General features: G+C 46.3%; 11 protein-coding genes. 7 read left to right on the forward strand and 4 right to left on the reverse strand.

Annotated features, from left to right (window positions below; translation table 11 throughout):
- Positions 1–311 precede the first annotated feature (311 nt).
- Complete coding sequence (locus QUB66_RS26795; RefSeq protein ID WP_332970366.1) at positions 312–440, forward strand: hypothetical protein; 129 nt, start codon at positions 312–314, stop codon at positions 438–440.
- Positions 441–542: 102 nt separating this feature from the next.
- On the opposite strand, the gene ilvC is transcribed toward QUB66_RS26795, so the two are convergent.
- Positions 543–1,592, reverse strand: a complete 1,050-nt coding sequence (gene ilvC, locus QUB66_RS26800; protein ID WP_265239522.1) for a ketol-acid reductoisomerase — start codon at positions 1,590–1,592, stop codon at positions 543–545.
- 165 nt (positions 1,593–1,757) lie between these two features.
- Here ilvC and gloA2 point away from each other — a divergent pair, with 165 nt between their 5' ends.
- Together gloA2 and QUB66_RS26810 are read left to right on the forward strand one after the other, a co-directional pair.
- The gene (gene gloA2 / locus QUB66_RS26805) at positions 1,758–2,147 is read left to right on the forward strand and encodes an SMU1112c/YaeR family gloxylase I-like metalloprotein (protein WP_265239523.1); all 390 of its coding nucleotides are present in this window, start codon (positions 1,758–1,760) and stop codon (positions 2,145–2,147) included.
- Between the two features lie 80 nt (positions 2,148–2,227).
- A complete protein-coding gene (locus QUB66_RS26810) occupies positions 2,228–3,517 on the forward strand; it encodes an endonuclease/exonuclease/phosphatase family protein (protein WP_332970365.1) in 1,290 nt (429 codons plus the stop codon).
- 61 nt (positions 3,518–3,578) lie between these two features.
- Here QUB66_RS26810 and QUB66_RS26815 read toward each other — a convergent pair whose 3' ends face one another.
- Both QUB66_RS26815 and QUB66_RS26820 read right to left on the reverse strand, forming a co-directional pair.
- Positions 3,579–4,127 (reverse strand): DoxX family protein, encoded by a 549-nt coding sequence (locus tag QUB66_RS26815; protein ID WP_332970364.1) that lies wholly within the window; start codon positions 4,125–4,127, stop codon positions 3,579–3,581.
- Between the two features lie 148 nt (positions 4,128–4,275).
- Positions 4,276–5,178 (reverse strand): SMP-30/gluconolactonase/LRE family protein, encoded by a 903-nt coding sequence (locus QUB66_RS26820; RefSeq protein WP_332970363.1) that lies wholly within the window; start codon positions 5,176–5,178, stop codon positions 4,276–4,278.
- Between the two features lie 261 nt (positions 5,179–5,439).
- Here QUB66_RS26820 and QUB66_RS26825 point away from each other — a divergent pair, with 261 nt between their 5' ends.
- The 4 genes from QUB66_RS26825 to QUB66_RS26840 all read left to right on the forward strand — a co-directional run bounded on the left by QUB66_RS26825 (position 5,440) and on the right by QUB66_RS26840 (position 8,945).
- On the forward strand, positions 5,440–6,588 hold the full coding sequence (locus tag QUB66_RS26825) for an L-dopachrome tautomerase-related protein (RefSeq protein WP_332970361.1): 1,149 nt from the start codon (positions 5,440–5,442) through the stop codon (positions 6,586–6,588).
- Positions 6,589–6,650: 62 nt separating this feature from the next.
- On the forward strand, positions 6,651–6,827 hold the full coding sequence (locus QUB66_RS26830; RefSeq protein WP_332970360.1) for a fasciclin domain-containing protein: 177 nt from the start codon (positions 6,651–6,653) through the stop codon (positions 6,825–6,827).
- Between the two features lie 3 nt (positions 6,828–6,830).
- On the forward strand, positions 6,831–8,405 hold the full coding sequence (locus tag QUB66_RS26835; RefSeq protein WP_332970359.1) for a GMC family oxidoreductase: 1,575 nt from the start codon (positions 6,831–6,833) through the stop codon (positions 8,403–8,405).
- Between the two features lie 201 nt (positions 8,406–8,606).
- Positions 8,607–8,945, forward strand: a complete 339-nt coding sequence (locus tag QUB66_RS26840) for a hypothetical protein (RefSeq protein WP_332970358.1) — start codon at positions 8,607–8,609, stop codon at positions 8,943–8,945.
- A 264-nt stretch (positions 8,946–9,209) separates the two neighbouring features.
- Here QUB66_RS26840 and QUB66_RS26845 read toward each other — a convergent pair whose 3' ends face one another.
- Positions 9,210–9,821 carry a cytochrome c oxidase subunit 3 gene (locus tag QUB66_RS26845; protein WP_332970357.1) on the reverse strand — a complete coding sequence of 204 codons (612 nt, stop codon included), beginning with the start codon at positions 9,819–9,821 and terminating at the stop codon, positions 9,210–9,212.
- Positions 9,822–9,921 lie beyond the last annotated feature (100 nt).

The raw sequence follows: 9,921 nt of genomic DNA on the forward strand, positions 1-9,921 counted from the left end.
CGAGTACCAACTCAAGAACTGCACCCTATGGTTAGTGAGATTTTTGAGCCGTTGCTGATATTTTTTGTCCGTGCAAGGGCAAAATATAGAAAAGCACTTTTACAAACTCAACTCCCAAACTGCCATGCCTAAAAAAAATGTTATCCCGCTGTTGATTCTGTTTATAGCCCTGTTTACCCTTTACGGTGACAGTTTAACTTTTCTCCCCAAACCAATAAGAGATACCAGCGTAGCAAGTAAAAAGTTCTTCGTCGGGTTGTGGCCAAGTTGGTTGAGACCGAGAGATTTCAACGAACAAAGGGAACGGGATATTGAGAAATTACAAAAAAGTCCTACTCCCAGTCGATAGTTTTGCAAGAAGGAAGAAGGAAGAAGGAAGAAGGAAGAAGGAAGAAGGAAGAAGGGAGCATCTCAGTTATTGTAGGGTGCGTCAGGTCTGAATGTGGCGACCACCTACTCAAGAATTTTCTTCCTGACGCACCCTACGGTTAGTTAGCACTTGAGATTTTGGATTGGACTAAAAATCTCAAATCTCAAATTGATTAACCGTGCTTTTTCAACCAGCTAAACATGGCGCGCAATTCTTTACCAACTTCTTCAATCGGATGCTCTGCTTCCTGACGGCGCATGGAGGTAAAACCAGGTTTCCCGGCTTGGTTTTCGAGAACGAATTCGCGGGCAAATTGGCCGGATTGAATTTCGCTGAGAATTTTCCGCATTTCGGCGCGGGTGTCATCGGTGACGATGCGGGGGCCGCGAGTTAAGTCGCCGTATTCTGCGGTATTGGAGATGCTATCGCGCATTTTGGCGAGGCCTCCTTCTACTACTAAGTCAACGATAAGTTTAACTTCGTGCAAACATTCAAAATAAGCTAATTCTGGTTGATATCCAGCGTCAACTAAGGTTTCAAATCCAGCTTTAATTAAGGCGCTCAAACCGCCGCACAAAACTACTTGTTCGCCAAAAAGATCGGTTTCTGTTTCTTCGCGGAAAGTGGTTTCTAGGATGCCGGCTCTGGTGCCGCCAATACCTTTAGCATAGGCCATTGCCCGATCGCGCGCTTGACCGGAAGCATCTTGATATACTGCAAACAAACTCGGAACACCTTCCCCTTGTTCGTAAGTCCGGCGCACCAAATGTCCGGGGCCTTTGGGCGCTACCATTACTACGTCTACGTCGGCTGGGGGGACAACTTGGCCGAAGTGAATGTTAAAACCGTGAGCAAATGCTAAAACATTTCCTGCTGAAAGGTTCGGTTCGATTTGTTCTTTGTAAATAGTTTTTTGAACTTCATCGGGCAATAAAATCATGATGAAGTCAGCGGCGGCTGCTGCTTTGTCTACCGGGTGAACGGTTAAACCCGCCTCGGTTGCTTTGGCGGCAGACTTGCTACCGGGATACAAACCGACAATGACTTTCATGCCGCTGTCTTTGAGGTTGAGGGCGTGGGCGTGTCCTTGGGAACCGTAGCCGATGATAGCAATCGTTTTGTTGGCTAAGAGGTCTAGGTTAGCGTCGGTGTCGTAATACATACGGGCCATAGTGCTTGTCTCCTGAGATGCAAATTTGGTGATTGACTGCAAAACTCTCATTTTATCAAAGTAGGGTGCTTTTTTTTGGAGAATTTTACAGATTAAAATTTGGATGGGGGAAAATCAAGGGCGATCGCGCTGAATTTAGCAGGTTTTGTTGCGGAGTCCAATATAATTGTCAATAACCTGCTGTGCTGTTGAAAAAAAATAACTAACTTTTTTCAAATGAAAATAAAAGCAATACATCATGTAGCGATTATTTGCTCAGATTACGAAGCATCAAAAAAGTTTTATGTAGAAGTATTGGGATGTTCGATTATCACAGAAACTTTCCGCAGCGAAAGGAATTCTTACAAACTAGATTTGCAAGTCGGAAACAGCAGCGCGATGATTGAGCTGTTCTCATTTCCCCATCCTCCCGCAAGAGTGAACAATCCTGAAGCTTGCGGTTTAAGACATTTAGCTTTTGCAGTTGAGGACATAGAAGCATCAGTTGCTTACTTAAAATCCCAACAAGTAGAAGTAGAAGAAATTCGCCTTGACGAAATTACAGAAAAACGCTTTACATTTTTCAGAGATCCCGACAACTTACCGTTAGAAATCTATGAAATTTAAAGAGTATCCGATTTTATAAAACAGCTATTAAGTCAACCTGTGTGCAGTGTACACTACAAGCTAAAATCTAAAATTGTATAATGGACTATCTCGCTAGAAATATAATCACGATCGCATTACCTGCTTTAATGTTATTGATCGCCATAGTAGCTACAGGTAAAACAGGTGATGCAGCCGTCTGGTCTGGTTTGAGGAAAGTAGGCGCTTCCTTTGGTGTGCTCAGCGGTTTAAGTGTGTTGGTAATTGCAGGATTTGTTGCCAATTATTTTAGTTATTTTGTGGTAGATAGCTTGCTGGTGAGGTCTTATCTAAAGCGGCGAGATTTGGAACAGCCAGAAGAATTGGTAATAGAAATTGACAAATTGCCGATTACCAACGACCTCAAAATTAAGCTTAAATGGGCAGTGCTGCACAGCAATAGCAAAATCATTGGCTTGAAGTACATATTTTTGAAATGGTTTATTCTGGCAGCAATTGTAGATTCAGTATTGTCAATCGCAGGTTACTTAGGAGAATTTAACCTACTTTTTGAATTAAATTCTCATTTTAAACTACAATATATGTTAATCGGTATATCTATTTTTATATTCTTCGCTCTGGTGCGCTCAAAAAAAATCTGGTTGCTGGTGAGCGCATTTTGTATAATCATTAATTTGGCAGAAATTGTTCCTTGGTATTTTCCAGCGCCAGCATTAGCAGGAGCGGCTCCCGGACAAAACTTGCGGATTTTGCATTCAAATGTTTTAACGAGTAATCAGCGATATGCTGATGTGATCTCACTGGTCAAAAGAGAACAGCCTGATATCGCGGTTTTTGTGGAAGTTAGCACAGTTTGGGCGAAGAAGTTAGCCGTTTTAAGCGAGATGTTCCCTTACTCTTCCAACCTGCAAGAATCGGAGAGATTTGGCAGTGCAATCTACAGCAAGCTGCCTTTAGAAAACGCCTCTGTTAAAGCTTTTTCACAGCAAAGAAAGAGCTTATCTGCGGATGTTAAATTTCAAGGTAAAACTATTTCTTTGATTCTTGTTCATCCGACTGTGCCGATCAAACAGCAGAGTTTTATCGATCGCAATCAACAGCTAGCAGCCATCGGCGAGTATGCAGCCCAAGTCAAAAATCCGCTGATTGTGGTTGGGGATTTCAATACCACAATGTGGTCGCCGTTCTACAAAAATATGGTAAAAACTGGAAAACTGCACAATGCGCGATCGGGCTTTGGCATTTTACCGACTTGGCCGACTTTTATGCCGCTGGTTTATATTCCGATCGATCATTTCTTAGTCAGCAAAGAAATTGGTGTTTTGAATATTCATACAGGCCCAAAAGTCGGTTCCGATCATTTGCCGTTAATTACAGATTTGGTGATTTAAAGGCAGGATGCGATCGGCCATAACCTATGCTAATAGTCGAAGCTGGCCGCCTGCTAATAATTCACCCTCGAAAAATTAAAGCATCCAGCGAATAGGCACCAGGCCCTAAAACTGCGATCGCCATCAGCATCAAACAGTACATAAAGGCTTTCTCCCAGCTTGGCGGTTCGCCCTTGCCATTTGGCCCTTCATACTGCCCTTGGGGAATTAAATAGGGATCGCTAGCAACAAAAGGCAACCCTTTGGATAAATCTAAATAAATCGCGAATAGCATGGAACAGAGAATCGGCAGACTCGCTAATAGCGTGAGAAATCCCAGAATCAGACAAACTCCGCCAGCTAACATGGAAGCTGCTGAGAGAAAGCACAGAAACAGGGGCATTTTCATAGCATCCGACCACACTCGAAGATGTGTTATTTTTGGGTAGCCGTGCAGCATAAATAGCCCGCCGACACCAACTCTCAGCAATAAAAGCGCCCAGCCGAGAATGCCGATCGGATAGACGGGATTGAGTGAACTGAGCAGTTTTAAACTTAGTTCTGGTAGAGGAGATGAAACTTGAGCTAACAGCAGCGCGATTGTCACACCAAGAGCAAATTTGTAAATCATTTTGTCGTTTCCAATCGATTGAGATATTCTAAATTGGACATCATTAAACATCTATTAGACTTCTGATCCAAAAGCTTGTAAAAAACAGGCAGGATGCCTGTTCCACAATAATTATCCGAGAGGTCTATTGCAGATGACGAGAACACCTTTATTGCAGCCCGCGAGTGTTGAGATCGATCGCATATAAAGATGTGCCAGCAGCGATCCAGAGGCGATCGCGTTTTTTTCCCCCAAAAGTCAGGTTAGCGCAAGTCTCCGGCACCGGAATTTTCCCCAAACGAGTACCGTCGGGCGCGTACACCTGCACGCTATCTTTGGAAGTCGTAAAAATATTGCCGTGTTCGTCTGTTCGCAACCCGTCGGGTTCACCGGGATCGATGACTGCGAACACCCGGCCATTGTCCGCAGCGCGATCGGCCACAACATCATAGGCGCGGAGGTGGTGATACCCTTGCGGCATATTGAAAGCAGAACTATCCGACACGTACAGGATGCTTTCGTCGGGGCTGAAGGCGAGGCCGTTGGGGCGCAACATATCCGTCACCACCGCATCGATCGCACCAGTCGCCGGATCGAAGCGGTACACAAAACATCCAAGCTGTTCCTGTTCGCCGCCGTATCCCTGGTTTGGCTGCGTGAGGCCGTAGGGGGGGTCAGTGAACCAGATCGTGCCGTCACTCTTGACTACCAGGTCATTCGGGCTGTTGAGGCGCTTTCCTCGGTAGCGATCGACCAAAACCTGCCATTCGCCGCCGTGTTCGCGCCGGACGATCGCGCGCAAACCAGACGAACAGGAGACAAGGCGACCTTCGCGATCGCGGTAATTGCCGCTTTGATAGTCGGAGGGGTCGCGCAAAACGCTCATTCCCTCACCGGGACTCCAACGCAGCAAGCGATTGCCGTGAGCATCGCTCCACACCACGCTATCATCTTCATGGAAATAAACCGGGCCTTCGCTCCAGACGGCACCGCTGACAACTTTCTGGAGTGAAGCATCAGGGCGCAGCAGCGGTTTCAGGCGATCGTCATAAATACTGATGGCTTCAGGCATTAGTATTCTATACCATTTAACACTCATTTATATAGTTAGATAAGGATGAGTAACCCACATATCTATCTTGAGATATAAATTACAACTAAGCCATTAGATAGATAAATGTTTGAATTGTAAATTGTTACTTTTAACGCATTGAATTATTCATAAAACAGTTGAGTTTTGTTGATAAATAACAGGCTCGACCTGCCGGAGAGGGAATGAAACTTTGATTTTTTGGTTATTTGAATCGTGGCTATTCTCAAGAGGATGGGTGCAATGGTGAACTTGGCCACTACCCAATCTGTTGCTGCTGTACCTTCACTGCCTACCGACAAATCCGCTGGCAATCTAGAACTCGTAGCGCTGTTCGAGGATGCGATGCCGATCGGTGTTGCGGTATCCAAGCAAGGGCGAATTTTCATCAGCTACCCGCGGCTGGTTGACGATGTAGAATTCACTGTTGCCGAACTCAAGCAGCCACAGGAAAAAAACGGTAATCCCGTTCCCTACCCGAATGCAGAAATCCACAAGCTAGATTTAGCTTCGCCCTCAGAAAAGTTGCTGTGCGTGCAAGGGATGACCATCGACGCGCGCGATCGGCTGTGGTTGTTAGATCATGCGAAAATTAAGCAAAATTCAGTCCCCTCCGGCGGCCCGAAACTGGTGGGAATTGACCTGGAGGGCGATCGAATTGTCAAGAAAATTCTCTTTCCCGAATCCGTCGCCTCTGCCAATTCTACCCTCAATGACGTGCGCGTCGATTTGCGCTGGGGAGAGGATGGAATAGCCTTTATTACCGACTCATCGGAAGAAGGCCCGAACGGCATTGTTGTCGTAGATTTAGCCACGGGAAACAGTTGGCGCAAACTCAACGATCATCCTTCAACTAAACCAATTCCCGGCTTTTTACCAATAGTTGAAGGTCAACCGATGATGGTGCGGCATCCAAACAAACCGCCCAAGCACATTCACACCGGCAGCGATGGCATTGCCCTCAGCGGTGACGGTAAAAGACTGTTCTATTGTCCCCTAGCAAGTCGGCACCTTTACAGCGTCAGCATTGAAGCATTAGTTAATCAAAATCTACCTGATCAAGAGGTTGCCGCCACAGTCATCGATCACGGTGAAAAAGGCGCTTCTGGCGGCATGGTTTCCGATGCAAAGAATCGCCTCTATGTGACGAACTACGAAAACAATTCGATTTTGCGCCGCCTCCCAGATGGCACATGGGAAACACTCGCCCACGATGCGCGAATGCTGTGGCCAAATTGCCTGTTTGTTGCCCAAGATGACTATCTCTACTTTACTGTAGATCAGTGGAATAGGAACCCCAGCTATCATAACGGACAAGACTTGCGCGAGAAACCTTACAGCCTATTTCGCATCCGAATTGATGCAGGGCAAGTGTTGCTCGATCGCAGCTAAAACCACGTTTCCAATTTCAAACTTTACTGTAAAACCACCTGTAAATATTAAGGAGATTGACAATGCCTGACGTTGTAGATACTGCAATCAATGCTAAGGCGATCGCGCCAAATGTGGAAGCAGATAACGGTGTAATCCACATCATTGATACTGTTTTAATTCCTGAATTTCTGGGTAAGATTGAAGCAGTGATTTCAGGGAAAATTATTCCCCAACCAGCACAATTTATAAAAGATTAGGCAATGGTAAATTCGGCGAACCACTACGATATCATCATTATTGGCACGGGAGCGGGCGGAGGTACGCTTGCTCACCGTCTCGCACCGACTGGTAAAAGGATTTTGGTGCTAGAAAGAGGCGACTTTTTGCCCAGGGAAAAAGCAAATTGGAGCGCGCTGGAAGTTTATCAAAAAGAGCGCTATCATACGGACGAGCGCTGGTACGACAGGGAAGAAAAGGAGTTTCGACCCCAGACTGGCTATTGGGTTGGCGGCAATACAAAAGTGTATGGTGCGGCTCTTTTGCGACTGCGGGAACGAGATTTCGATCGCGTAATTCACAAACAAGGATTTTCTCCAGAATGGCCACTCAAATACGCAGATTTTGAGCCTTATTACACGCAAGCTGAAGCACTCTATGACGTTCATGGAGCGCGAGGAACCGATCCGACTGAACCGCCGTGCAGCCAACCTTATGCTTATCCTGCTGTCAGTCACGAACCGGATATGCAGGCGATCGCCGACGATATTCGATCGCTCGGTTACAATCCGTTTCATTTACCATTAGGATTAAAGCTGAATGAAGCCGATCGCACAAACAGCCCTTGCATTCGCTGCGATACCTTTGACGGCTATCCTTGTTTAGTAGGGGCGAAAGCCGATGCGGAGGTGAATGCGATTCGCCCAACCCGCGAAAAATATGACAATTTCACCCTAATAACTAATGCTAAAGTCTTGAGACTGCATACCAGCAAATCCGGGCGAGAAGTGACGGGGGTAGAAACCGAAATTTTAGGGGAACGACAGCAATTTACAGGCGATATTGTGGTGGTTTCCTGCGGTGCGATTAATTCGGCTGTGTTGTTACTGCAATCTGCTAACGAACAGCACCCCAAGGGATTAGGAAATAGTTCCGATCAGGTGGGCAGAAATTTCATGAAACACCTAGCAACCGCTTTAGTTGCGATGCACCTAGAAGTGAATCAAGCTAACTTTCAAAAAACCATTGCTGTCAATGATTATTATTGGGGAGAGCCGGATTTTCCTTATCCAATGGGGATGGTACAAAATACAGGCAATGTGTTAGCTGATATGCTGCCGGCTGAGGCTCCGGCGCTGATGGCTCCACTGGTAAAATTGATTCCTAAATACGAGCGGCATTTGATTGCTGAGCGATCGGTTGGTTGGTGGTTGCAAACAGAAGATTTGCCAGATTCAAACAATCGCGTTCGGGTGGAGGGCGATCGCATTTACTTGGATTATGCGCCGAACAATGTCGAAGCGGGCGATCGGCTAATTCACCGCTGGACATCTGTACTCAAATCCCTCAACCGTTCAGCCAAGCACGTTATTCCCTTTAGCCTGTATCCCCGCGCCGAGATGCCGCTACAATCAATCGGCCATCAATGCGGCACTTGTCGGTTTGGTACAGACTCCAAAACCTCAGTCCTCGACTTGAATTGTCGCACCCACGATGTTGATAATCTCTACGTTGTGGATGGCAGTTTTTTCCCGTCCAATTCTGGCGTTAACCCGACGCTGACAATTATGGCAAATGCGCTGCGAGTTGGCGATCGCATCGCTGAACGGCTCAAATAAATTCCGGTTGTATCGGAATGATTTAACCGCAGAGAACGCAGAGGGCACAGAGAGAGAAGAAATATGTATGATTCTGATGCTGACGGAATTGATATCAAATAAACTCTTTTTGTCCCTTGAGAAGGAAAGGACTAAAGTCCTCACTACGAACCAATTAAGAAGAGATTGAAAACTAGCAAAATTTTTGAGGAAATAATGGCAATGAATGATGCTCAACAGCCGAATGAAAATGATCAAGAACCATCAGAAACATCTGAATCTCACCCGATCGCCACAGGATTGGGCGCAGTCGGTGGCGGTGTAGCCGGTACCGCCATTGGTAATTCTGTGGGCGGAAAGTTTGGTGCTGCAATTGGTAGCATCGCAGGGGCGATCGCGGGCGGGATTGCCGGCAATGCGGTGGCTGATGTTGCTTCAGAGGCGATCGCCGAAATTCAACCTGCGATCGGGTTAGGTTTAGGCGCTAATGCTGAGCCAGTTGAATTGCCCAAACATTACACTTGGGAAGAATTACAAGCACTATCAAAACCGCAAGGGTAGGGTTTGGGCAAAAATAAGACGGCGGTTGAAACCGCGTCTACAAAAACGAAGTCCGCCTCCGCGGACTGGAGAAAATAACGTAATTTGGCATTGCATAATTCTGGGATGAATCTTGTGGGGTGGGTTCGCGAGCCCGCTCGAAAAATCAGGGTTCTCAGCTTTGATAAAATTCAAAATCATCCCGCAAATATGCAACGCCCCTTCTTGAACCCGCGCACCATCCGGGTTTTGTTTGTATAGACGCGGTTTCAACCGCCCAGTCTTCTACGAGAGGTAAACCAGCGAGAACAAAACAATCCAAATCACATCAACAAAGTGCCAAAACAAAGAAGCTGCACTCACGCCAAAGTGACCGGCATTGTAATTGCCAGGAATGAAAGAACGGACAAGCATAATTAGCTGCAAGATAATCCCGACAAAAACGTGCAAACCGTGAAACCCAGTCAGCAGATAAAATGTCGCGCCGAACAACCCTGTAGTCAGCCCAAAAGATAGGTGGTTCCACTCGATCGCCTGATTAACTAAAAAGTAAGTTCCCATCAAGGATGCCGTCAGCCACAGCAAGCGAAATAAACCCAGTTTCCGGCGATCGAGGGCCCGTTCGGCAAAGTAAATGACAAAACTGCTCGAAACCAGTACCGCCGTGCTAATGGCAGGTTTAAGCACCTCTAATTTCGGGACACCAGGAGGCAGCCAGTTAGGAGTTGTCTGCCGCAAGATGATGTAGGCGGCGAAAAAACTGAGGAAGACCATACTCTCGGAAAGCAAGAATGCGGTAAAGCCAAACATCCCGTTTTTGCGATCGTGAGAATTTTCGTTGCTTCCTTGGGGCGATCGCCCTGAATGCGTAGGATTTGCCATAAGTGAAGAAGTCATTAGTTATTGGTCATTAGTCATTACTGGAGTTTAGACTAAAAAACGATCGCATCTAAAAGTAGCTGCCTTGGAAGATCCGGCAAGCTGTTGCTCAAAAACT

This window comes from Microcoleus sp. A2-C3, from assembly GCF_036706065.1.
In the GTDB taxonomy this organism is placed as follows: domain Bacteria; phylum Cyanobacteriota; class Cyanobacteriia; order Cyanobacteriales; family Microcoleaceae; genus Microcoleus.

Excerpts from the sequence above, each read along its gene's own strand:
- QUB66_RS26845 (WP_332970357.1), bottom strand. The coding sequence starts at position 9,821 with ATGACTTCTTCACTTATGGCAAATCCTACGCATTCAGGGCGATCGCCC.
- QUB66_RS26840 (WP_332970358.1), top strand. The coding sequence starts at position 8,607 with ATGAATGATGCTCAACAGCCGAATGAAAATGATCAAGAACCATCAGAA.
- QUB66_RS26820 (WP_332970363.1), bottom strand. The coding sequence starts at position 5,178 with ATGCCTGAAGCCATCAGTATTTATGACGATCGCCTGAAACCGCTGCTG.
- QUB66_RS26830 (WP_332970360.1), top strand. The coding sequence starts at position 6,651 with ATGCCTGACGTTGTAGATACTGCAATCAATGCTAAGGCGATCGCGCCA.
- ilvC (WP_265239522.1), bottom strand. The coding sequence starts at position 1,592 with ATGAGAGTTTTGCAGTCAATCACCAAATTTGCATCTCAGGAGACAAGC.
- gloA2 (WP_265239523.1), top strand. The coding sequence starts at position 1,758 with ATGAAAATAAAAGCAATACATCATGTAGCGATTATTTGCTCAGATTAC.
- QUB66_RS26810 (WP_332970365.1), top strand. The coding sequence starts at position 2,228 with ATGGACTATCTCGCTAGAAATATAATCACGATCGCATTACCTGCTTTA.
- QUB66_RS26835 (WP_332970359.1), top strand. The coding sequence starts at position 6,831 with ATGGTAAATTCGGCGAACCACTACGATATCATCATTATTGGCACGGGA.
- QUB66_RS26825 (WP_332970361.1), top strand. The coding sequence starts at position 5,440 with ATGGTGAACTTGGCCACTACCCAATCTGTTGCTGCTGTACCTTCACTG.
- QUB66_RS26815 (WP_332970364.1), bottom strand. The coding sequence starts at position 4,127 with ATGATTTACAAATTTGCTCTTGGTGTGACAATCGCGCTGCTGTTAGCT.